We start from the raw sequence: 20,741 nt of genomic DNA on the forward strand, positions 1-20,741 counted from the left end.
CCGGGAGGAATCATTCGAATGAGAGTCTGGGCAGTCGCCAATCAAAAGGGTGGTGTTGGTAAAACCACTTCCTCCATCGCTTTAGCCGGTTTACTGGCCGAGGCGGGCAAGCGCGTGGTTGTGGTCGATCTCGACCCCCACGGCTCGATGACCAGCTATTTCGGTTACGATCCCGACACTCTGGAACACAGCAACTACGATCTGTTCCTGCACAAAGGCAGCGTGCCGCAGGGTTTGCCAGGGCAACTGTTGCTGTCGACCAGTGACGAGCGAATCTCGCTTTTACCTTCCAGTACCGCGCTGGCGACCCTTGAGCGCCAGTCGCCGGGCCAGAGTGGTCTGGGTCTGGTGATTGCCAAGAGCCTGGCGCAGTTATGGCAGGACTTCGATTACGCGATCATCGACAGCCCGCCGCTGCTCGGGGTGCTGATGGTCAATGCCTTGGCCGCGAGCCAGCAGCTGGTAATCCCGGTGCAAACCGAACACCTGGCGGTCAAGGGTCTTGAGCGCATGGTCAATACGTTGGCGATGATCAATCGTTCACGCAAACAGGCGTTGCCGTTCAGTATCGTCCCGACCTTGTTCGACCGCCGCACGCAAGCCTCCCTTGGAACGCTGCGGGTCCTGCGCGACAAATTCCCCGAGGAAATCTGGCAAGGCTACATCCCGGTCGACACGCGCCTGCGTGATGCCAGCCGCGCCGGCTTGACGCCTTCGCAGTTTGACGGCAAGAGCCGCGGCGTGCTCGCGTACCGTGCATTGCTCAAGCACCTGCTGGCGGCGCAACTCGTCGCGCAGGTGGCTTGATATGAACTCAATCTGTGTAGGAGCTGCCGCAGGCCGCGATCTTTTGATCTTGCTTGGCGGCGCTCTTGATATCGCTAAAAGATCGCAGCCTGCGGCAGCTCCTACAGTGGGAATGTTCCAGTGAACCGGCCGATCAAGATCACATCGCGTCCACAGCGGGCGTTGCAGTCGTATCTGGACAACCTGCTGCAAGACGCGACCGAAGAGTTTTCGCCAGACATTTCGGCAATTCCCGAAGTCGTGGAAGTCGTCGCAGCAGTAAAAACCATTGAAGAGCAGGGCGTGCTGGATGAATTCCAGGCAGCCGTGCTTGAAGAACAGGCCCGGGATGCGCAGAAAAACACGGTGGCGGTTGCGCCGGTAGTCAAAGCGCTCGTTGCCGTGGTCGACGCGCCTGCACCCGCCATGGTGTCGGTATCGACTATCGCGCCGTTGCTGCCAACCTTGTCCGAGCCAGTCGTCGACGCGCCTGAGGCCCAGGAACCGCTGCCCACGCAATCGCAGCAAGTCCTGGTAGAACCCGTCGTCGAAGTTCATCTGCCGCCGAGCAACACGCCGCCCCCGGTAGAAACCGACGGACGTCCTGCCTGGGCGGCCGAACCCTTCGAATGCCTGCTGTTCGACGTCGCAGGGTTGACCCTGGCGGTGCCGCTGGTGTGCCTGGGTTCGATCTATTCCCTGACCGGTCACGAGCTCACGCCGCTGTTCGGCCAGCCGGAGTGGTTCCTTGGCATCCTGCCCAGTCAGGCGGGCAACCTCAAGGTGCTGGATACCGCGCGTTGGGTCATGCCCGATCGATATCGCGACGATTTCAAGCAGGGCCTGCAATACGTCATTTCCGTTCAGGGCTACGAGTGGGGGCTGGCTGTGCACCAGGTCAGTCGCTCGTTGCGCCTGAATCCGAACGAAATCAAATGGAGAAGTCACCGAGGTCAGCGGCCATGGCTCGCCGGCACGGTGATTGAGCACATGTGCGCTTTGCTCGATGTCGCCTCACTGGCCGAATTGATCGCCAGCGGCGGCGCCCGGCACATGTCCGGCAGCAAGCCGGGCCACAAACCGACATCAGTCAAATAAACAAAACAGGCGACGTCACTCTGATGATGTTGCACAGAACACACACCGCCAGGGCGGTTTCTTGAGGGGTCAGGGTATGAATGACAAGGCAACGGCGGCAAAAGGTTCCGAAGATCCGATCCTGCAATGGGTCACCTTCAAGCTGGACAACGAGACCTACGGCATCAACGTGATGCGCGTCCAGGAAGTCCTGCGCTACACCGAAATTGCCCCGGTCCCGGGTGCCCCGAGCTACGTGCTGGGCATCATCAACCTGCGCGGCAACGTCGTCACCGTGATCGACACCCGCCAGCGCTTCGGCCTGATGAATGCCGAAATCAGCGACAACACCCGCATCGTCATCATCGAAGCCGACAAGCAAGTGGTCGGGATCATGGTCGACAGCGTGGCCGAAGTGGTTTACCTGCGTCAGTCGGAAATCGAAACCGCGCCGAACGTGGGTAACGAAGAGTCTGCCAAGTTCATCCAGGGCGTTTGCAACAAGAACAATGAATTGCTCATCCTGGTCGAGCTGGACAAGATGATGAGCGAAGAAGAATGGTCGGACCTGGAGAACATCTGATTGATTCTCGAGGTGGCGGTCATCGTCCTGTTCCTGTTCTGGGCAGGCACCCTGGCGATGTTCCTGGCGTATATTCGCGGACAAAAGCTCATCGCCGCGCAGCAAGCCCAGGGGGATGCGCTGCGTGATCAGCGCATCAAGGACCTGGCCAAGCGCATTGACGACTATCAGAACAGCAATGTACGCATGGGCGAAGACCTGCACGAACTGCGGACCATCGTCGCGCCCTTGCCGAACAAACTCGTCCAGCTGGAACAGCGCGATCCCACCAGCCTGTCGTTCGCCCAGGCGGCGCGACTGGTCGGGATGGGCGCCAGCGTCGACGAACTGACCCAGTCCTGCGGCTTGACCCAGGCAGAGGCGGAGTTGATGAGCAAGATGCACAAGAACTGACAGATCAAAAGATCGCAGCCTCGTTGCACTCGACAGCTCCTACATTGGGACGGCGTACGCCCTGTAGGAGCTGTCGAGTGAAACGAGGCTGCGATCTCTTCTATTTACCTCTAACTCAATAATCATCCCCACGCTCGGTGACGTCCTTCTCGACCATCGCCCCATCCGGATCCTGCCCCGCCGCAAACTTCCCTTTCAAATTCCACGCAAACGCAATGATCTCGGCAATCGTCAGATAGAGTTCCTGCGGAATGCTGTCCCCCAATTCCATTCGCGCCAATAACCTCACCAGCTCGGCGTTCTCGTAGATCGGCACTTCGCAGTCGCGGGCGATGCGCAGGATTTCTTCCGCCAGTTCTTCGTCGCCCTTGGCGGTGAGGGTCGGGGCGTGGGTGCCGTCGTACTTGAGGGCGATGGCCTGGCGTGGCGCGTTTGAATTGTTCATGCGGTTTCGTCGACCCAGCGTTGTTCGAGGCAGGTTTGTGGGCCTTGGGGCGGTGTGCCGAGGTGGCAATCCAGATCGCCGACGTTGAGTCCGGCAGCCAGCAAGCGGTCGCGCAGACCGGCCAGATTGCTTTCGATCAGGCTGGCGGTGTACGGGCGCTCGGCCCAGAGCTGGCCAGACAGGCTGCCTTTGATCAAGTGTGCCTGGATCTGCAACGGTCCCAGCGGCTCCATGGCGAAGGCCAGTTCCACACGCCACAACTGTTGTTTGGGCTCGTGTTCTTCGCGACGCTCTTTTGGTTGTTCTTTCGCGGGGGCGTCTTCGCGCTGGAACTTGAGCTGCAGGGGCACGATGTCTTGCAGATTGCGCATCGGGATTTCCAGCTGCCAGGTGCTCATCAGCCGTCCGTCGGCGGTGACGCCAGTCTGTTCCAGGCTTGAGAGCTGGTGGCTTTGCAGGCGTGAAACAGCGGCGGCTGCCAGACGCAGCAGGTGTTCGAGATCGTCTTCACCTTCGGCGCTTTGCAGCAGGCGCTCGGGCAGGGGAAAGCCGGTCGGCGATGGCTTGGCACTGACCTGGCCGAGCATGCCCAGGGCATTGCGCAGGAAACTCGGCATGGCCTGGGCCAGGGTGTTGGAGGCGATGATTGCGCCGAGATTAGTGCTCGTCGGCAACCCCGGCGTCAGTTGCCCGATCAGTTTGAGCAGATCGCCTTTCATGTCCGGTGCCAGTGCTGGATTCTGGCCGCTCAGCAGTTTCGACTCGAGGAATGCGCCGCTGCTGGCCAAGGCTAACGCGAGCCCTTTGGGCGTACTGAGTTGATGCACATCGGGCAGGCCGGCGAGCAGTTTATCGACGGCTGCGCGCAGGCCGCTGGAGGTCTGCTCGGAGGGCGCCAGGTTTTGCAGGAGCTTGAGCAATCCATCCAGCGAGCCTTGGCGACTTTGCTGGCTGACCAATTGCTGGGTCACGGCCAACTGTTCCTGCCGACTGCTCAGCGGTACGAATTTCAGCGTCTGGCCGTCCTGCACCTGGGCACTGAGCAAGGTGTCGATGCGCAACGGTTGCGGGCTGTCGATGGTCAGGGTGCTGCCACTCAGGGCGGTGTTGAGCAGGCTGACCATCGAACGAAACACGGCCGGCTGCCCCGGTAGTTGCGGCAGCGCTTGAGAGGTCAGCACCTTGCCCTGCAGTAACGTCCCGGCCGGCAATTGCGCAGTGTCGATGCGGGTGAGGGTGGCGACACTGGAGGCGATGGCCTGTTGCACGCTGACCGCCAGATTGCCCGCTGAAGGCTGGGTGACGAGCAGGCTGGACCCTTGCGCCAACGGTTGATTGCTGGTGGTCTGCACCGTGGTCTGCCGACCGCTGTCGAGGGTGAGTTTGAGCAACATCTGGAAAGCCTGGTCGGCCTGCTTGAGCGACAGGACTTCGGCCCGAGCGGTCTGGCCTGCGCTAATCAAACCCTCCAGTGGCGTCAGCAGCTTGAGCAACTCACCGCTGAATGCCTGGGCGCGCGTAGTCGTCGCAGTGGTCTGCTGCAGCGGGGGAATGTTCATTTCGCCTGTCATACGCGGTCACAACCTGAGGAAAATGCGCTCTTTAGAGTAAGGCATGGCATGTATAATGCCGCGCCGTTGTATCCAAAAATGGCGGAAACTTTGCAATTGTTTGACGCAGCTCTCTAGAACAAGACGTCGTTGCATCTATGCTGCATCTCTTTAACGGCCGCGCCAGCGCCGACTTGAACCGTATAAGGCCGTGAACCCTTGACCAGTCCTGTCCTGCAAACCGTTGCCCTTGCCTGCGAGCGAGACCTTCGGCTGCTCTTCGAAAATCTCGATTTGAGACTGGCCAGTGGCGAAATGATGCAAATCAGCGGCCCCAACGGCAGCGGCAAGACCAGCCTGTTGCGCCTGCTCTCGGGGCTGATGCAGCCGACGGCCGGTCAAGTGTTGCTCAACGGCCAGCCGCTGAACGAGCAACGCACCGAGCTGGCGCGCAACCTGTTGTGGATCGGCCATGCTGCCGGGATCAAAGACCTGCTGACGCCGGAAGAGAACCTGAGCTGGCTGTGCGCCTTGCATCATCGGGCGACCCACGAGGCGATCTGGCAGGCGCTGGCGGCTGTCGGCCTGCGCGGTTTCGAGGATGTGCCGTGCCATACCTTGTCCGCCGGTCAGCAGCGCCGCGTCGCATTGGCGCGTTTGTATCTGGACTGTCCACCGTTGTGGATTCTCGACGAGCCGTTCACCGCCCTCGACAAGCAAGGCGTGGCGCAACTTGAAGAACACCTGGCGACCCACTGCGAGCGCGGCGGTATGGTGGTCCTGACCACACACCACACATTGAGCCGGATGCCGGCCGGTTATCGCGACATCGATCTGGGGAGCTGGGTCGTATGAGTGTTTTCGGCCTGTTGGTCGCCCGTGAGGCTCGCTTGTTGTTTCGCCGTCCGGCGGAGCTGGCCAATCCGTTGGTATTTTTCGCCATCGTCGTTTCGCTGTTCCCGTTGGCGGTCGGACCCGAGTCTCAATTGTTGCAAACCTTGTCTCCGGGGCTGGTCTGGGTCGCAGCCCTTTTATCGGTTTTGCTCTCGCTGGACGGGCTTTTTCGCAGTGATTTCGAGGATGGATCGCTTGAACAGTGGGTCCTTTCGCCGCACCCCTTGGCTCTTCTGGTTTTGGCCAAAGTGCTGGCACACTGGGCGTTTTCCGGCCTGGCACTGGTTTTGCTCGCGCCCTTGCTGGCGTTGATGCTCGGTTTGCCTGCCGCCTGTCTGCCGGTGTTGCTGCTTTCGTTGTTGCTCGGTACACCGGTGCTGAGCCTGCTCGGTGCAGTGGGCGCGGCGCTGACGGTCGGTTTGAAGCGCGGCGGCCTGTTGCTGGCGTTGCTGATTCTGCCGTTGTACATCCCGGTGTTGATCCTGGGCAGTGGCGCCTTGCAGGCTGCCTTGCAGGGCATGCCGGCAACCGGTTATCTGCTGTGGCTTGGTAGCCTGACCGCTTTGGCGATAACCCTGACACCTTTTGCAATAGCTGCTGGCCTGAAGATCAGCGTCGGCGAATAATGAGGTCTGATCATTTTTTGATCAGCAAAGACCCAGGCTCTTCACAGTAAAGAGCAACCGTGATGGAAACAGTATGAACTGGACGTGGTTTCACAAGCTCGGCTCGCCCAAATGGTTTTACGGCATCAGCGGCAAAATGCTGCCATGGCTGAGCGTCGCGGCGTTGCTGCTGATCGGCGTTGGCGTGGTCTGGGGCCTGGCCTTCGCGCCGCCGGAAAAATGGCAGCAAAACAGCTACCGCATCATCTATATCCATGTCCCGGCCGCGATGCTGGCCCAGTCCATCTACGTGATGCTGGCGGTGTGCGGCATCGTCGGCCTGGTGTGGAAAATGAAAATGGCCGACGTCGCCCTGCAGTGCGCTGCGCCGGTCGGGGCCTGGATGACCGCCTTGGCGCTGGTCACCGGGGCGATCTGGGGCAAGCCGACGTGGGGCTCGTGGTGGGTCTGGGATGCACGACTGACGTCCATGCTGATTCTGCTTTTCCTGTACTTCGGTCTTATTGCGCTGGGCAACGCCATCAGCAATCGTGACAGCGCGGCCAAGGCTTGCGCGGTGCTGGCGATTGTCGGCGTGATCAACATCCCGATCATCAAGTACTCGGTGGAGTGGTGGAACACCCTGCACCAGGGCGCGACCTTCACCCTCACGGAAAAACCGGCGATGCCCGCCGAGATGTGGCTGCCGTTGCTGCTGACGGCGTTGGGTTTCTATTGTTTCTTCGGCGCGGTGTTGCTGCTGCGCATGCGCCTCGAAGTGCTCAAGCGCGAAGCGCGGGCCAGTTGGGTAAAAGCCGAAGTGGAAAACAGCCTGGAGGTCGTTCGATGAGTTTTGCTTCATTCGGCGACTTCATCGCCATGGGCCATCATGGCCTGTATGTCTGGTCAGCCTATGGCATCTGCCTGGCGGTATTGGCCCTCAACGTGGCGGCGCCGATCCTGGCCCGCAAGCGGTATCTGCAACAAGAGGCGCGTCGTCTGCGCCGGGAGAACGGCAAGTGAATCCGCTGCGCAAAAAGCGTCTTATCATCATTCTCGCGATTCTGGTCGGGGTCGGCGCTGCCGTCGGCCTGGCCCTGAGCGCCCTGCAGCAGAACATCAACCTGTTTTACACGCCGACCCAGATCGCCAACGGCGAAGCCCCGCAAGACACGCGCATTCGTGCCGGCGGCATGGTCGAGGCAGGTTCCCTGCAGCGCTCCGGCGACTCGCTGGACGTGAGGTTTGTCGTCACCGACTTCAACAAATCCGTGACCATCACCTATCGTGGCATCCTGCCGGATCTGTTCCGCGAAGGGCAGGGCATCGTCGCCTTGGGCAAACTCAATGCTGAAGGCGTGGTGGTGGCCGATGAAGTGCTGGCCAAACACGATGAAAAGTACATGCCGCCGGAAGTGACCAAGGCTCTGAAAGACAGTGGCCAGTCGGCACCTACTCCTGCGAAAGAGGGCTAACCGATGACCGCTGGAATTTTTATCCCGGAGCTGGGCCACCTGGCCATGATCCTGGCGCTGTGTTTTGCGTTGGTTCAGGCCGTGGTGCCATTGGTCGGTGCCTGGCGCGGTGATCGTTTCTGGATGAGCCTGGCCCAGCCGGCCGCGTGGGGGCAGTTCGCGTTTTTGCTGTTCGCTTTCGGTTGCCTGACGTATGCCTTCATGGTCGACGACTTCTCCGTGGCTTACGTGGCCAACAACTCCAACAGCGCGCTGCCGTGGTACTACAAATTCAGCGCCGTGTGGGGTGCCCACGAAGGGTCCTTGTTGCTGTGGGCGTTGATTCTTGGCGGCTGGACCTTCGCAGTGTCAGTGTTCTCCCGGCAATTGCCGCAAGTCATGCTGGCCCGCGTGCTGGCGGTGATGGGCATGATCAGCACCGGTTTCCTGCTGTTCCTGATCCTCACCTCGAACCCGTTCAAGCGCATCCTGCCGCAAATGCCGACCGACGGCGCCGACCTCAATCCGTTGCTGCAAGACATCGGACTGATCGTTCACCCGCCGATGCTGTACATGGGCTACGTCGGTTTCTCGGTGGCCTTCGCTTTCGCCATTGCCGCACTGATGGGCGGTCGCCTGGACGCCGCATGGGCGCGCTGGTCGCGTCCGTGGACCATCGTGGCCTGGGCGTTCCTCGGCATCGGTATCACCCTCGGTTCGTGGTGGGCGTACTACGAACTCGGTTGGGGCGGCTGGTGGTTCTGGGACCCGGTGGAAAACGCCTCGTTCATGCCATGGCTGGTGGGCACCGCGCTGATTCACTCGTTGGCGGTCACGGAAAAACGTGGTGTGTTCAAAAGCTGGACCGTGTTGCTGGCCATCGCCGCGTTTTCGTTGAGCCTGCTGGGCACCTTCCTCGTGCGTTCCGGCGTGCTGACGTCGGTGCATGCGTTTGCCTCCGACCCGGAGCGCGGCGTGTTCATCCTGATTTTCCTGCTCTTCGTGGTCGGCGGTTCGCTGACGCTGTTCGCCCTGCGCGCACCGGTGGTCAAGAGTCAGGTCGGCTTCAACCTGTGGTCTCGGGAAACCCTGCTGCTGGGCAACAATCTGGTGCTGGTGGTAGCGGCTTCGATGATCCTGCTCGGCACCTTGTACCCGCTGATTCTCGATGCCATGACCGGCGCCAAGCTGTCCGTCGGTCCGCCGTACTTCAACGCACTGTTCATTCCGTTGATGGCGCTGCTGATGATGGTGATGGCGGTCGGCGTGATCGTGCGCTGGAAAGACACACCGGTGAAATGGCTGGTGAGCATGCTTACGCCAGTGCTGCTCGGCAGCGCTGCGCTCGCGGTCGTAGCGGGCGTCGCCTACGGCGATTTCAACTGGGCGGTGCTTGCGACCTTCATGCTCGCGGCCTGGGTGTTGCTGGCCGGTGTGCGTGACATCTTCGACAAGACGCGCCACAAAGGCCTGATCAAAGGCCTGCCAACCCTGACCCGCAGCTATTGGGGCATGCAGGTTGCGCACCTGGGCATTGCCGTGTGTGCGTTGGGTGTCGTGTTGTCCAGCCAGAACAGTGCCGAGCGCGACCTGCGTCTGGCGCCGGGCGAATCCATGGACCTGGGCGGTTATCAGTTCGTGTTCGAAGGCGCCAAGCATTACGAAGGCCCGAACTTCACCTCGGACAAGGGCACCGTTCGCGTGATCCGCGATGGCAAGGAAATCAGCGTGCTGCACCCGGAAAAACGCCTCTACACCGTGCAAAACTCGGTGATGACCGAAGCCGGGATCGACGCAGGTTTCACCCGTGACCTCTATGTCGCCCTTGGCGAACCGTTGGGCGATGGCGCGTGGGCCGTGCGCGTGCACGTCAAACCGTTCGTGCGCTGGATCTGGTTCGGCGGTCTGCTGACAGGTCTGGGTGGATTGCTGGCGGCGCTGGATCGTCGTTATCGGGTCAAGGTGAAAAGCCGTGTGCGTGAAGCGCTGGGCCTGTCGGGAGCGACTGCATGAAACGTTGGTTGATGGTGTTGCCGCTGGCGATTTTTCTGGTGGTGGCGGTGTTCCTTTATCGCGGTCTGTACCTGGACCCGGCCGAGCTGCCTTCGGCGATGATCGGCAAGCCGTTCCCAGAGTTTTCGCTGCCAGCGGTGCAGGGTGAAAAGACCCTGACCAAGGCCGATATTCTCGGAAAACCGGCGCTGGTCAACGTGTGGGGCACCTGGTGCATTTCCTGCCGGGTCGAGCACCCGGTGCTGAACAAACTGGCCGGGCAGGGCGTGGTGATCTATGGCATCAACTACAAGGACGTCAATGCCGATGCCTTGAAGTGGCTGGCAGACTTCCACAACCCGTACGTCTTGGACATTCGAGACGATGAAGGCTCATTGGGCCTGAACCTCGGTGTCTACGGTGCTCCGGAAACCTTCTTCATCGACGCCAAGGGCATCATCCGCGACAAGTTCGTCGGCGTGATCGACGAACAGGTCTGGCGCGAAAAACTGGCGGCGAAGTATCAGGCGCTGGTCGACGAGGCCAAGCCATGAAGCGCTGGATCGCTGCCGCCATTCTCGGCTTGAGCATGGCCGGCATGGCCCACGCGGCCATCGACACCTATGAGTTCGCCAAGGAAGGTGATCGCGAGCGTTTTCGCGAGCTGACCAAAGAACTGCGTTGCCCAAAGTGCCAGAACCAGGACATTGCCGACTCCAACGCACCGATTGCCGCTGACTTGCGCAAAGAGATTTTTCGCATGCTCGGCGAGGGCAAGGACAACCAGCAGATCATCGACTTCATGGTCGATCGCTACGGTGATTTCGTCCGCTACAAACCGGCGTTGAATGCCAAGACCGCATTGCTCTGGTTCGGCCCCGCCGGCCTGTTGCTCGGTGGTGTGGTGATTATTGCGGTGATCGTCCGCCGTCGTCGCGTGCAGCGCGCCGACATCCAGGATGAGCTGTCTCCCGAGGAACGTTCGCGCCTCGACAACCTGTTGGATAAAAACCAAGAATGATTGATTTCTGGCTCGCTGCAGGTCTGCTGCTTCTGGTTGCCCTGAGTTTTCTGTTGATTCCGGTTCTGCGCAGTCGTCGTGCCCAGCTCGAAGAGGATCGTACCGCCCTGAACGTCGCGCTTTATCAGGAGCGCGTGGCTGAGTTGCAGGCTCAGCAGGAAGAAGGCGTACTGGATGCGGCGCAAATGGACACCGGCCGCGCCGAAGCCGCCCGCGAGTTGCTGGCGGATACCGAGGGCGTCGAGGCACCTCGGGTATCGCGTCTGGGCAAACCCTTGCCGTTGCTCGCAGCGATTCTGGTGCCCGTCCTGGGCCTTGGGCTGTACCTGCATTTTGGTGCCAGCGACAAAGTCGAGCTGACCCGTGAATTCGCCCATGCGCCGCAATCGATGGAAGAGATGACCAAGCGCCTGGAGCGCACGGTTGCCGCTCAACCGGATTCTGCCGAAGGCGTATATTTCCTCGGTCGTACCTACATGGCCCAGGATCGGCCTGCGGAGGCGGCGAAGATGTTCGAACGCACCGTAAACCTGGCGGGTCGTGAGCCTGAACTGCTCGGCCAATGGGCTCAGGCCCAGTACTTTGCCGACGGAAAGAAGTGGTCGGACAAGGTCCAGGCCCTGACCGATGAAGCACTCAAGGCTGATCCGAATGAAGTCACCAGCCTTGGCCTGCTCGGCATTGCCGCTTTTGAAAGCGAGCGTTATCAGGACGCCATCGATTACTGGAACCGCCTGCTGGCGCAATTGCCACCGCAAGACAATTCCCGCGAAGCCCTGCAAGGCGGGATTACCCGCGCCACCGAGAAGCTGGTGGCCAGCGGCGGCAAGGTCGCGCAAGCACCGGCGGCAAAGGCCTCGGCAGTGCTCAAGGTCAGCGTCGATCTGGCGGCCGAACTCAAAGGCAAGGTCCAGCCCGGCGACAGCGTCTTCATCTTCGCCCGGGCGATTTCCGGTCCTCCGGCTCCGCTGGCGGTCAAGCGCATGACCGTGGCCGATCTGCCGGTAACCGTCGAACTGGGTGATGCCGATGCGATGATGCCGCAATTGAAACTGTCGAACTTCCCTGAAGTCCAACTGGTTGCACGCGTTTCCCGTGCCGGCAAACCGACCGCCGGCGAATGGATCGGTCGCAGCCAGCCGCTGGCCAGCAGCACCACCGCGCCGCAAACACTGACCATCGACAGCCCGGACAAATAACAGGAAACGCCACCATGACCGCCATTGCTCGTATTGCCCTGCTCAGCGCTGTTTTGGGGTTAAGTGCTTGTGCGGTCCAGCGGCCGCCGGAGCAGCCGACTCCGGCACCGATCCCGCCGTCGCAGCCAAGCCCTACGCCATCGACGTCGCCCACTCCGAGCAAACCGAGCATCCCGGCCAAACCGGCCAAGCCGTTGCCGCGCACCTCCGCCAGCTTCGCGCCGCCGCCGGGTGGGAACAGTCATTGGGATCAGAAGATGGGGGTCTATGTGCTTGATGACCAGCCCAATACCTTCTATCGCCAGCGGACTTACTACCGTTGGGATAATGGCTGGAGCCGTTCGATCAGTCCGAAAGGGCCTTGGGAGGAGACGGATATCCACGGGGTGCCGGGCGGGTTGGGGCGGCAGTTCGAGCAGTAACGCAGAGAGGCGACCTTCGGGTCGCCTTTTTTGTGGGCGTTGAACAGTGTTTTTCGGGCCGCGTGTGAACTCTGTGGGAATGGGCTTGCTCGCGAAGGCGGCCTGACTTTGGTTGACCGGGTACATATCCATTGCTGCGGTAACGACGGCTTATGGTTTCGCCCTTACGGCGACTCACTTTTTTACAAGCGCCTAAAAAAGTAAGCAAAAAACGCTCGCCCCTTACGTACGGCCCCTCGCTGAGGCTCGGCGTTCCTTCGCTCCGGCATTCATCCGGGGGCATTGCCCTCCGGTCTGCTTCGCTACGACCTACATGCAATGAGTTCGACTGCGTCGAACGGCGCTGCGCGCCAATCCCCGGATAAACACCTCCACTCAGCCTCCCGAGGGGGCGGGTGGATCAAAAGCGGAAGGCGAGCTAACGCTCGGCCTGATGAGTGGTGAAGAGCGTGGGTGTACGCTGATCAATTGTAGGAGCTGGCTTGCCAGCGATGGCGGCCTGCCAGCTGACCTGATCTCGCGGATGTATCACTCCGCTGGAGCTGCCGAAGGCTGCGATCTTTTGATCTTGCCTGTAAAAAACAGAGTCAAAAGATCGCAGCCTCGTTGCACTCGACAGCTCCTACAGGGAAACACGCACGCATCAGAACCAGACCGGCCGGTAGGCCGCCTCTGACGCGGTTGCGGTATATGCCCCCTCATGAAAAACCAGGGCGAATACCGGCCTGAGTCAAGTCTGCTGGGTTCGCCAGTGGACACCCAATCCGGTCACAACCGCGACCAAACGCGCCAGCCCTCCAGCTCAACCTTTCACAAAACCTTCATCAAATGACTCACCCAGTGTCATGTGCAAGTCATAGGGCTGACATGCCCCATGCCTAAAGTCTGTTGAACTCAAATACGGCCACGGACGGCTGTTCAACCAGACAGAGAAGCCCATGAACGCTGCTATCCATGTCGATCATCTGAACAAGACCTTTGCGCGTAAAACCGCACTGGTCGACCTCGAACTGACCATCGCGGCCGGTGAGATGGTCGCGCTGATCGGCGCGTCCGGCTCCGGAAAATCCACCTTGTTGCGCCATCTCGCGGGCCTGGCTTGCTGCGATAAAAACAACGGCGGCAGCGTCAAGGTGCTGGGCCGCGAGGTGCAGGCGTCGGGTCGGCTCAATGGCAAGGTGCGCCGCCTGCGCGCCGACATCGGCTATATCTTCCAGCAGTTCAACCTGGTCAACCGCCTGAGCGTGCTCGACAACGTGCTGCTCGGTTGTCTGGGACGCATGCCGCGCTGGCGTGGCAATTTAAGCCTGTTCAATGCCGAGGAGAAACAGTTCGCCATGGCGTCCCTGGACCGCGTCGGCCTGGCTGACCTGGCTGCGCAGCGCGCCTCCACCTTGTCCGGTGGGCAACAGCAGCGCGTGGCGATCGCCCGTGCGCTGACCCAGCGTGCCGAAGTCATTCTTGCGGACGAGCCGATCGCCTCCCTCGATCCGGAGTCGGCGCGCAAGGTCATGGAGATCCTCGCCGACATCAATCGCCGCGACGGCAAGACCGTGGTGGTGACCCTGCATCAGGTCGACTACGCCACCCGCTATTGCCCACGCGCGGTAGCACTGAAGGCCGGCCGGATTCATTTCGATGGCCCGGGTACCGAGCTCAGTGGCGCGTTCCTCAACGATTTGTACGGGGCCGATATCGACACCAGCCTCATGTGCTCCGAGCCACTGCGTCACAACGAATCAGCGCCCCGGCTGGTGCTGGCGCGTGTTTGATCACTGCGTATTCCTTAACCGTTCACTCTCAGGAAGCCTTTCCATGTTGAACCGTATCGGTCGCGTTTTTGCGGGTGCAGCTCTGCTCACCGGTTGCTTGATGGGCACTGCCCAGGCTGAAGAAAAAGCCATCAACTTCGGCATCATGTCCACCGAGTCTTCGCAAAACCTCAAGAGCATCTGGCAGCCATTCCTTGATGACATGCACAAACAGACCGGCCTGAAGATCAATGCCACGTTTGCCTCTGACTATGCGGGTCTGATCCAGGGCATGCGTTTCAACAAGGTCGATGTCGCCTGGCTGGGCAACAAGGCCGCCATCGAAGCCGTGGACCGTTCCAACGGCGAAATCTTCGCCCAGACCGCTGCAGCCAGTGGCGCTGCCGGTTACTGGAGCGTGTTGATCGCACGCAAGGACAGTCCGATCAACTCGGTCGACGACATGCTGAAAAACGCCAAAAACCTGACCTTCGGCAACGGTGATCCGAACTCGACGTCCGGCTACCTCGTACCGGGCTATTACGTGTTCGCCAAGAACCATGTCGATGCGGCCACCGCGTTCAAGCGCACGCTCAACTCCAGCCATGAGGTCAACGCCTTGAGTGTGGCCAAGGGGCAGCTGGATGTGGCGACCTTCAACACCGAGAGCTGGGATCGCCTGGAGGTCACCCAGCCTGATAAAGCTGCGCTGCTGAAGGTGATCTGGAAGTCGCCGCTGATCCCCGCCGACCCGTTGGTGTGGAGCAAAGCGCTGAGTGACAGCGAGAAAACCAAGATCCGCGATTTCATTTTCAGCTACGGCGATACCGACGAAGAGAAAGCGGTGCTCAAGGGCATGCAATTGGGCAAGTTCCTGACATCCAGCGACGACCAGTTGCTGCCGATTCGCCAGCTCGAATTGTTCAAGCAACGGACCACGATCAGTGCGGACACCAAGCTTGAGGCGGCGGACAAGGCCAAGAAACTGGCCGACATCGACGCCGAACTGGCCAAGCTGCAAGAGCGCATCACCGTGCTCGATAAAACCGCCGACAAAAAATCCGCAGCCAACGGCTAACCCCTGTAGGAGCGAGCCGGCTCCGGGCGGCGTTCCGACGATGAACATAAGGACACCGCGTTTCTCCCGGTTTCCCGCGTCATCGTTGACGACCATCGCGAGCAGGCTCGCTCCTACAGGTTCTGCATTACGCAATCTAGAGAACCCTCATGACCACTCTGCACGCTGAAGCTGTCGGCAAGCGTACCTGGCCGCAATACGCCGGTTGGGGCCTGTTCCTGGTCCTGCTGGCCTGGGCCTGGCACGGCGCCGAAATGAACCCGATGACGCTGTACCGCGACTCGGGAAACATGGCGACCTTCGCCGGGGACTTCTTCCCGCCGGATTTCCATGAATGGCGCATGTACCTCAAGGAAATGCTCGTCACCGTACAAATCGCCCTGTGGGGCACGGTGCTGGCGATTGTCTGCTCGGTGCCGCTGGGCATCCTCTGTTCGGAAAACATCACACCGTGGTGGATCCACCAACCGCTGCGCCGGGTGATGGATGCGTTCCGCTCAATCAACGAAATGGTGTTCGCCATGTTGTTCGTGGTGGCCGTCGGGCTGGGTCCGTTTGCCGGGGTATTGGCGCTGTGGATCAGCACCACCGGGGTACTCGCCAAATTGTTCGCCGAAGCTGTCGAGGCGATAGATCCGGGCCCGGTGGAAGGCGTTCGCGCCACCGGTGCCAGCGCCTTGCAGGAAGTGATCTACGGCGTGATCCCGCAGGTGATGCCGCTGTGGGTGTCCTACGCGCTGTATCGCTTCGAGGCCAACGTGCGTTCGGCGACGGTGGTGGGAATGGTCGGGGCCGGCGGGATCGGGGTGATCCTGTGGGAGAACATCCGCGCCTTCCAGTTCACACAGACCTGCGCGGTGCTGCTGGTGATTATCGTCGTGGTCAGCTTGATCGACATCCTGTCGCAGCGCTTGCGCAAGCAGTTCATCTGACTTTTTCGGAGGGGTGCCCTTGGGCGCTTTTTTTAAAGCATGCAGTTGTCTAGACAAGATGAACCGGTGTACCGCGAATTGGCCGATATCCTGCGGCGGGAGCTGGCGGAGTACCGCGCCGGGGATTTCCTGCCGGGCGAAGTGATGTTGGCCGAGCGCTTCGGTGTCAATCGCCACACCTTGCGCCGCGCCATCGATGAACTGGTGTTCGAAGGCAGCCTGTTGCGCCTTCAGGGCAAAGGCACCCAGGTGCTGGAGCGGCCGCTGATTTACTCGATGACCGCCGACAGCGCCTACAGCCAGTCGCTGTCAGCCCAGGGACATGGCGTCGAGGCAGTGCTGCTCAAGCGTCGCTACTGCTTTGCCAGCCGTGAAGAAGCGCAGCATCTGGGCATCGCCGAGATGGCGCCGATGATCGAATTGCAGACCTTGCGCAAACTCGACAACCAACCGGTCAGCCTGATCCGCCATCGCTACTGCGCCAGTCACGCACCGCTGCTGGCCGACTACTGCGGCGGCTCTCTGCGCAAATACCTGAGCGAACGGGACCTGCCGCTGACCCGTACCCAGAGCCTGATCGGCGCCCGATTACCCAACCGCGAAGAAGCCGCGCTGCTGCTCATGCCCCGGCATTTGCCGGCGCTGAGCGTGTTCACCCTTTCCCGCGACCGCGACGGCCGTGCGGTGGAGCTGGCCCAGTCCACCAGCCGTTCGGATCGCTTCCAGTACCAGGTCGTGACCTGATGGAGAACTCAATGACCAACCTTGCTCAGCACGCCGAACGGCAACACTGGATCGGCGTACTCGCCTGCGCTCGTCGCGATGAATTACAGCCCTTCGAAAATGCGCTGCGCGACATCGATTACCAACTGATCCGCGCCCCGGAAATCGGCATGACCCTGGTCCGTGGTCGCATGGGCGGTAACGGCGCGCCGTTCAATGTCGGCGAAATGAGCGTCACCCGTTGCGTGGTGCGCCTGGCCGATGGCCGTACCGGTTACAGCTACCTGGCAGGCCGCGACAAGGTCCACGCCGAACTGGCTGCACTGGCCGACGCGCATTTGCAGGGCGCGCAACAGCGCCATTGGCTGGCCGACATGATCACGCCTCTGGCGGCAGCGCAGGCCGAGCGCCGGGCACAGAAAGAGGCGGAAACCGCCGCCACCAAAGTCGAATTCTTCACCCTCGTGCGAGGAGAAAACTGATGAGCGCACAGCTGTTGCAACGGGCCTTCAGCGACCCGGTGCTGGATGCCCAGCGTGGATTTCGCACGGCGCTCAAGGCCCTGGCCGGTCCCGGTTTGATCCAGACGTTATACGCCTCGCCGAGACTCGAAGGCTTGGCCCCCGCAACCTATGCGCTGTGTCTGGCGTTGCTGGATGTCGACACGCCGCTGTGGCTGGCGCCGTCCTTCGACACGCCGCTGATCCGCGCCAATCTGGCGTTCCACGGTTGTTGCCCGTTGACCGCCAAGCGTGAAGAAGCGCGGTTCGCATTGCTCGCCTCCGAGGATCTGCTCGACCTGAGCGGTTTCGATACCGGCAATGATCGTTATCCCGACCAGTCCTGCACCTTGCTCATTCAGCTGCCACGCCTCGACGGCGGGGCAGGGCGGACGTGGCGCGGACCGGGGATCGAAAGCGAACACGGCGTCGCGCTGCCGGTGGCCGAAGGCTTCTGGCGCGAACGCGAACGGCGCAACGAATTCCCCCGTGGGCTTGACCTGTTTTTCACCGCCGGCCACGACCTGGTCGGCCTGCCGCGCAGCACCCGCATCGCAGAGGAGCGAGCCTGATGTACGTAGCCGTCAAGGGTGGCGAACAGGCCATCGACAATGCCCACCGTCTGCTGGCAAAAAAACGTCGGGGCGATACCGCGGTCACTGAGCTCGGTGTCGAGCAGATTCGCCAGCAACTGCCGCTGGCGGTGGCGCGGGTGATGAGCGAAGGCTCGCTGTACGACGAAGAGCTCGCTGCGCTGGCGATCAAGCAGGCGGCGGGGGATCTGGTGGAAGCGATCTTCCTGCTGCGGGCCTACCGCACCACGTTGCCGCGCTTCAGCCCGAGCCTGCCGATCGATACCCAGAACATGCAACTGAGTCGGCGCTTGTCCGCCACCTTCAAGGACGTGCCGGGTGGACAACTGCTGGGTCCGACCTTCGACTACACCCATCGTCTGCTGGACTTCGCGTTGCTGGCCGAAGGCGAATACCCGGGGCCGCAAGTGACCCCGAATGCCAGTCTCCAAGCGTGCCCGCGAGTCCTCGGTTTGCTGGCGCAGGAAGGCCTGATCAAGAACGAGTCCGACAACGGCGAACGCGTGGCCGACATCACCCGCGACCCGCTGGAATTGCCCGCCTGTCGCGCTCAACGCCTGCAAGCACTGGCCCGGGGCGACGAAGGTTTCCTGTTGGCGCTGGGTTATTCGACCCAGCGCGGTTATGGCCGCAACCACCCGTTCGCGGGTGAAATCCGCATCGGCGAAGTCGAGGTCTGGATCGACCCTGAAGAGCTGGGTTTTCCGATCAATCTGGGCAGCATCGAAGTCACCGAGTGCGAGATGGTCAACCAGTTCGTCGGCTCGGCCACGGAGTTGGCGCAGTTCACTCGCGGCTACGGTTTGGCCTTCGGACACGCCGAGCGCAAGGCCATGGGCATGGCGCTGGTGGACCGTGCGTTGCGCGCCGACGAGTACAACGAAGAGATCGTGTCCCCGGCCCAGCAGGAAGAGTTTGTGCTGATGCACTGCGACAACGTCGAGGCCGCCGGTTTTGTCTCGCACCTCAAGCTGCCTCACTACGTCGACTTCCAGGCCGAACTGGAACTGATCCGCAAACTGCGCAAGCCTGCCGAGGGCCAAAACCATGAATGACCTGAACCAGGCACCCGTGCGCGACGCGGCGTACAACTTTGCCTACCTTGATGAACAGACCAAACGCATGATTCGTCGCGCCTTGCTCAAGGCCGTGGCGATCCCTGGCTATCAGGTGCCGTTCGGTGGTCGCGAGATGCCGTTGCCTTACGGTTGGGGCACCGGTGGCATGCAGTTGACCGCCGCGATCCTCGGTGACGATGACGTGCTAAAGGTTATCGATCAGGGCGCGGACGACACCACCAACGCCGTATCGATCCGCCGCTTCTTCGCCCGCACCGCAGGCGTCGCCACCACCGAAAGTACGCCGGACGCGACGGTGATCCAGACCCGTCACCGCATCCCGGAAACTGCGCTGCATGCCGATCAGATCATGGTTTATCAAGTGCCGATTCCCGAGCCGCTGCGCTTTATCGAGCCGTCGGAAACCGAGACCCGGACCATGCACGCCCTCAACGATTACGGGGTCATGCACGTCAAACTCTACGAAGACATCGCCACCTTCGGCCACATCGCCACCGCGTACGCCTACCCGGTGATGGTCGACGAGCGCTACGTGATGGACCCGTCGCCGATTCCCAAATTCGACAACCCGAAACTCGACATGAGCCCGGCGCTGATGCTGTTCGGCGCCGGCCGCGAGAAGCGCCTGTACGCGGTGCCGCCGTACACCCGGGTCACCAGCCTCGACTTCGAGGATCACCCCTTCGAAGCGCAGAAATGGGAAGCGTGCTGCGCCATTTGTGGCAGCCGTGAATCGTTCCTCGATGAGTTGATTCTCGACGACGCCGGCACCCAAAGCTTCGTCTGTTCCGACACTTATTACTGCGCCCAGCGCGTCAGCCAGCAGGAGCAGGGCCAATGAAGCATGCGCTGAAAAACGATGTGTCCGTGTCCACTGAACCGCTGTTGCGAGTGCGTGATTTGTCGCTGTTGTACGGCCCGGAAAAGGGCTGCCAGGACGTCGGTTTCGACCTGTACCCCGGTGAAGTGCTGGGGATTGTCGGCGAGTCCGGCTCGGGCAAATCCACGTTGCTCTCGTTGCTCAGCGGGCGCTTGCCGCCGCAGCGCGGCAACATCGGTTACCGCGACAAACAGGACCAATGGCTGGACCTGTACAGCGCCAGCGAAGCCGAGCGCCGCACGCTTCTGCGCACCGAATGGGGCTTTGTCGAACAGAATCCGAGGGACGGTCTGCGCATGGGCGTGTCCGCTGGCGCCAACATCGGCGAACGCCTGATGGCCCAGGGCGTGCGCAATTATCAGCAGCTGCGCGGGGCCGGTCTCGACTGGTTGAGTCAGGTGGAAATCGATCCGCAGCGCATCGACGATTTGCCCCGGACCTTTTCTGGCGGCATGCAGCAGCGCCTGCAAATCGCCCGCAATCTGGTGTCCAGTCCACGGCTGGTGTTCATGGACGAGCCGACCGGCGGCCTCGACGTCTCGGTGCAGGCGCGCTTACTCGACCTGCTGCGTGGGCTGGTGCGTGAACTGGATCTGGCCGTGGTGATTGTCACCCATGACCTGGCGGTGGCGCGGCTGCTGGCCGACCGCTTGATGGTGATGCGCCGCTCGCGGGTGGTGGAAACCGGGCTGACCGACCAGATCCTCGACGACCCTCAGCACCCTTATTCGCAACTGCTGGTGTCTTCGGTGTTGCAGCCGTGAAGCCCCGTTCAATAGTGGAA

The 20,741-nt window shown here is 61.3% G+C and carries 25 protein-coding genes; 23 read left to right on the forward strand and 2 right to left on the reverse strand.

The features are described from left to right. Positions 1 to 18 precede the first annotated feature (18 nt). The 4 genes from AD668_RS07905 (at position 19) to AD668_RS07920 (ending at position 2,839) form a co-directional block, all read left to right on the forward strand. Complete coding sequence (locus AD668_RS07905) at positions 19 to 807, forward strand: ParA family protein (protein WP_053156657.1); 789 nt, start codon at positions 19 to 21, stop codon at positions 805 to 807. A 120-nt stretch (positions 808 to 927) separates the two neighbouring features. Beyond that, complete coding sequence (locus tag AD668_RS07910; protein WP_053156662.1) at positions 928 to 1,884, forward strand: CheW domain-containing protein; 957 nt, start codon at positions 928 to 930, stop codon at positions 1,882 to 1,884. A gap of 76 nt (positions 1,885 to 1,960) precedes the next feature. After that, positions 1,961 to 2,446 carry a chemotaxis protein CheW gene (locus AD668_RS07915; RefSeq protein ID WP_007946765.1) on the forward strand — a complete coding sequence of 162 codons (486 nt, stop codon included), beginning with the start codon at positions 1,961 to 1,963 and terminating at the stop codon, positions 2,444 to 2,446. Continuing rightward, complete coding sequence (locus tag AD668_RS07920) at positions 2,447 to 2,839, forward strand: DUF2802 domain-containing protein (RefSeq protein ID WP_053156665.1); 393 nt, start codon at positions 2,447 to 2,449, stop codon at positions 2,837 to 2,839. 115 nt (positions 2,840 to 2,954) lie between these two features. On the opposite strand, the gene AD668_RS07925 is transcribed toward AD668_RS07920, so the two are convergent. Continuing rightward, positions 2,955 to 3,284 carry an EscU/YscU/HrcU family type III secretion system export apparatus switch protein gene (locus tag AD668_RS07925; protein ID WP_053156668.1) on the reverse strand — a complete coding sequence of 110 codons (330 nt, stop codon included), beginning with the start codon at positions 3,282 to 3,284 and terminating at the stop codon, positions 2,955 to 2,957. Continuing rightward, positions 3,281 to 4,855 carry a flagellar hook-length control protein FliK gene (locus AD668_RS07930; RefSeq protein ID WP_053156671.1) on the reverse strand — a complete coding sequence of 525 codons (1,575 nt, stop codon included), beginning with the start codon at positions 4,853 to 4,855 and terminating at the stop codon, positions 3,281 to 3,283. Before AD668_RS07930 ends, AD668_RS07925 begins: the two co-directional genes overlap by 4 nt. A gap of 198 nt (positions 4,856 to 5,053) precedes the next feature. Here AD668_RS07930 and ccmA point away from each other — a divergent pair, with 198 nt between their 5' ends. The 19 genes from ccmA (at position 5,054) to phnK (ending at position 20,721) form a co-directional block, all read left to right on the forward strand. After that, on the forward strand, positions 5,054 to 5,689 hold the full coding sequence (gene ccmA, locus AD668_RS07935; RefSeq protein ID WP_053156674.1) for a cytochrome c biogenesis heme-transporting ATPase CcmA: 636 nt from the start codon (positions 5,054 to 5,056) through the stop codon (positions 5,687 to 5,689). Continuing rightward, positions 5,686 to 6,354 carry a heme exporter protein CcmB gene (gene ccmB / locus AD668_RS07940; RefSeq protein ID WP_007980754.1) on the forward strand — a complete coding sequence of 223 codons (669 nt, stop codon included), beginning with the start codon at positions 5,686 to 5,688 and terminating at the stop codon, positions 6,352 to 6,354. Before ccmA ends, ccmB begins: the two co-directional genes overlap by 4 nt. Before the next feature lie 73 nt (positions 6,355 to 6,427). Continuing rightward, positions 6,428 to 7,183 (forward strand): heme ABC transporter permease, encoded by a 756-nt coding sequence (locus AD668_RS07945; protein ID WP_053156678.1) that lies wholly within the window; start codon positions 6,428 to 6,430, stop codon positions 7,181 to 7,183. Continuing rightward, positions 7,180 to 7,356: a heme exporter protein CcmD gene (gene ccmD / locus AD668_RS07950; RefSeq protein ID WP_007980758.1), complete on the forward strand. Its 177-nt coding sequence runs from the start codon at positions 7,180 to 7,182 to the stop codon at positions 7,354 to 7,356. The genes AD668_RS07945 and ccmD overlap by 4 nt, the downstream gene beginning before the upstream one ends. Further along, positions 7,353 to 7,808 (forward strand): cytochrome c maturation protein CcmE, encoded by a 456-nt coding sequence (gene ccmE / locus AD668_RS07955; protein ID WP_053156681.1) that lies wholly within the window; start codon positions 7,353 to 7,355, stop codon positions 7,806 to 7,808. The genes ccmD and ccmE overlap by 4 nt, the downstream gene beginning before the upstream one ends. Before the next feature lie 3 nt (positions 7,809 to 7,811). Further along, the gene (locus tag AD668_RS07960) at positions 7,812 to 9,800 is read left to right on the forward strand and encodes a heme lyase CcmF/NrfE family subunit (RefSeq protein ID WP_053156684.1); all 1,989 of its coding nucleotides are present in this window, start codon (positions 7,812 to 7,814) and stop codon (positions 9,798 to 9,800) included. Then, positions 9,797 to 10,333 carry a DsbE family thiol:disulfide interchange protein gene (locus AD668_RS07965; RefSeq protein WP_053156687.1) on the forward strand — a complete coding sequence of 179 codons (537 nt, stop codon included), beginning with the start codon at positions 9,797 to 9,799 and terminating at the stop codon, positions 10,331 to 10,333. The genes AD668_RS07960 and AD668_RS07965 overlap by 4 nt, the downstream gene beginning before the upstream one ends. Further along, entirely contained in the window at positions 10,330 to 10,800 is a 471-nt protein-coding gene (locus tag AD668_RS07970; protein ID WP_053156691.1) for a cytochrome c-type biogenesis protein, read from the forward strand. The genes AD668_RS07965 and AD668_RS07970 overlap by 4 nt, the downstream gene beginning before the upstream one ends. Further along, complete coding sequence (gene ccmI / locus AD668_RS07975; protein ID WP_053156694.1) at positions 10,797 to 11,999, forward strand: c-type cytochrome biogenesis protein CcmI; 1,203 nt, start codon at positions 10,797 to 10,799, stop codon at positions 11,997 to 11,999. The genes AD668_RS07970 and ccmI overlap by 4 nt, the downstream gene beginning before the upstream one ends. Before the next feature lie 14 nt (positions 12,000 to 12,013). Then, positions 12,014 to 12,421: a hypothetical protein gene (locus tag AD668_RS07980; protein ID WP_053156696.1), complete on the forward strand. Its 408-nt coding sequence runs from the start codon at positions 12,014 to 12,016 to the stop codon at positions 12,419 to 12,421. A gap of 938 nt (positions 12,422 to 13,359) precedes the next feature. Continuing rightward, complete coding sequence (gene phnC, locus AD668_RS07985) at positions 13,360 to 14,193, forward strand: phosphonate ABC transporter ATP-binding protein (RefSeq protein ID WP_053156699.1); 834 nt, start codon at positions 13,360 to 13,362, stop codon at positions 14,191 to 14,193. A gap of 43 nt (positions 14,194 to 14,236) precedes the next feature. Continuing rightward, positions 14,237 to 15,250: a phosphonate ABC transporter substrate-binding protein gene (gene phnD, locus AD668_RS07990; protein WP_053156701.1), complete on the forward strand. Its 1,014-nt coding sequence runs from the start codon at positions 14,237 to 14,239 to the stop codon at positions 15,248 to 15,250. Positions 15,251 to 15,399: 149 nt separating this feature from the next. Continuing rightward, a complete protein-coding gene (phnE, locus tag AD668_RS07995; protein WP_053156703.1) occupies positions 15,400 to 16,182 on the forward strand; it encodes a phosphonate ABC transporter, permease protein PhnE in 783 nt (260 codons plus the stop codon). A gap of 39 nt (positions 16,183 to 16,221) precedes the next feature. Further along, positions 16,222 to 16,926 (forward strand): phosphonate metabolism transcriptional regulator PhnF, encoded by a 705-nt coding sequence (phnF, locus tag AD668_RS08000; protein ID WP_172681803.1) that lies wholly within the window; start codon positions 16,222 to 16,224, stop codon positions 16,924 to 16,926. Between the two features lie 11 nt (positions 16,927 to 16,937). Continuing rightward, positions 16,938 to 17,387 carry a phosphonate C-P lyase system protein PhnG gene (phnG, locus tag AD668_RS08005; protein WP_053156711.1) on the forward strand — a complete coding sequence of 150 codons (450 nt, stop codon included), beginning with the start codon at positions 16,938 to 16,940 and terminating at the stop codon, positions 17,385 to 17,387. Beyond that, on the forward strand, positions 17,387 to 17,977 hold the full coding sequence (gene phnH / locus AD668_RS08010) for a phosphonate C-P lyase system protein PhnH (protein WP_053156714.1): 591 nt from the start codon (positions 17,387 to 17,389) through the stop codon (positions 17,975 to 17,977). Before phnG ends, phnH begins: the two co-directional genes overlap by 1 nt. Further along, on the forward strand, positions 17,977 to 19,053 hold the full coding sequence (locus tag AD668_RS08015) for a carbon-phosphorus lyase complex subunit PhnI (protein ID WP_053156716.1): 1,077 nt from the start codon (positions 17,977 to 17,979) through the stop codon (positions 19,051 to 19,053). The genes phnH and AD668_RS08015 overlap by 1 nt, the downstream gene beginning before the upstream one ends. Next, complete coding sequence (locus AD668_RS08020; RefSeq protein WP_053156719.1) at positions 19,046 to 19,918, forward strand: alpha-D-ribose 1-methylphosphonate 5-phosphate C-P-lyase PhnJ; 873 nt, start codon at positions 19,046 to 19,048, stop codon at positions 19,916 to 19,918. Before AD668_RS08015 ends, AD668_RS08020 begins: the two co-directional genes overlap by 8 nt. Then, a complete protein-coding gene (gene phnK / locus AD668_RS08025; protein WP_053156723.1) occupies positions 19,915 to 20,721 on the forward strand; it encodes a phosphonate C-P lyase system protein PhnK in 807 nt (268 codons plus the stop codon). The genes AD668_RS08020 and phnK overlap by 4 nt, the downstream gene beginning before the upstream one ends. Positions 20,722 to 20,741 lie beyond the last annotated feature (20 nt).

The sequence above is a fragment of the Pseudomonas sp. P1.8 genome (genome assembly GCF_001269805.1).
Lineage (GTDB): Bacteria > Pseudomonadota > Gammaproteobacteria > Pseudomonadales > Pseudomonadaceae > Aquipseudomonas.

Bases quoted from the DNA above. Each gene is read 5' to 3' on its own strand.
- ccmI (WP_053156694.1), top strand. From the start codon at position 10,797: ATGATTGATTTCTGGCTCGCTGCAGGTCTGCTGCTTCTGGTTGCCCTG.
- ccmB (WP_007980754.1), top strand. From the start codon at position 5,686: ATGAGTGTTTTCGGCCTGTTGGTCGCCCGTGAGGCTCGCTTGTTGTTT.
- ccmD (WP_007980758.1), top strand. From the start codon at position 7,180: ATGAGTTTTGCTTCATTCGGCGACTTCATCGCCATGGGCCATCATGGC.
- AD668_RS07915 (WP_007946765.1), top strand. From the start codon at position 1,961: ATGAATGACAAGGCAACGGCGGCAAAAGGTTCCGAAGATCCGATCCTG.
- AD668_RS07980 (WP_053156696.1), top strand. From the start codon at position 12,014: ATGACCGCCATTGCTCGTATTGCCCTGCTCAGCGCTGTTTTGGGGTTA.
- phnD (WP_053156701.1), top strand. From the start codon at position 14,237: ATGTTGAACCGTATCGGTCGCGTTTTTGCGGGTGCAGCTCTGCTCACC.
- AD668_RS08015 (WP_053156716.1), top strand. From the start codon at position 17,977: ATGTACGTAGCCGTCAAGGGTGGCGAACAGGCCATCGACAATGCCCAC.
- phnK (WP_053156723.1), top strand. From the start codon at position 19,915: ATGAAGCATGCGCTGAAAAACGATGTGTCCGTGTCCACTGAACCGCTG.
- phnC (WP_053156699.1), top strand. From the start codon at position 13,360: ATGAACGCTGCTATCCATGTCGATCATCTGAACAAGACCTTTGCGCGT.
- AD668_RS07925 (WP_053156668.1), bottom strand. From the start codon at position 3,284: ATGAACAATTCAAACGCGCCACGCCAGGCCATCGCCCTCAAGTACGAC.
- AD668_RS08020 (WP_053156719.1), top strand. From the start codon at position 19,046: ATGAATGACCTGAACCAGGCACCCGTGCGCGACGCGGCGTACAACTTT.
- AD668_RS07965 (WP_053156687.1), top strand. From the start codon at position 9,797: ATGAAACGTTGGTTGATGGTGTTGCCGCTGGCGATTTTTCTGGTGGTG.
- AD668_RS07930 (WP_053156671.1), bottom strand. From the start codon at position 4,855: ATGACAGGCGAAATGAACATTCCCCCGCTGCAGCAGACCACTGCGACG.
- phnF (WP_172681803.1), top strand. From the start codon at position 16,222: ATGCAGTTGTCTAGACAAGATGAACCGGTGTACCGCGAATTGGCCGAT.
- AD668_RS07960 (WP_053156684.1), top strand. From the start codon at position 7,812: ATGACCGCTGGAATTTTTATCCCGGAGCTGGGCCACCTGGCCATGATC.
- phnH (WP_053156714.1), top strand. From the start codon at position 17,387: ATGAGCGCACAGCTGTTGCAACGGGCCTTCAGCGACCCGGTGCTGGAT.
- phnE (WP_053156703.1), top strand. From the start codon at position 15,400: ATGACCACTCTGCACGCTGAAGCTGTCGGCAAGCGTACCTGGCCGCAA.
- AD668_RS07970 (WP_053156691.1), top strand. From the start codon at position 10,330: ATGAAGCGCTGGATCGCTGCCGCCATTCTCGGCTTGAGCATGGCCGGC.
- AD668_RS07945 (WP_053156678.1), top strand. From the start codon at position 6,428: ATGAACTGGACGTGGTTTCACAAGCTCGGCTCGCCCAAATGGTTTTAC.
- phnG (WP_053156711.1), top strand. From the start codon at position 16,938: ATGACCAACCTTGCTCAGCACGCCGAACGGCAACACTGGATCGGCGTA.
- AD668_RS07905 (WP_053156657.1), top strand. From the start codon at position 19: ATGAGAGTCTGGGCAGTCGCCAATCAAAAGGGTGGTGTTGGTAAAACC.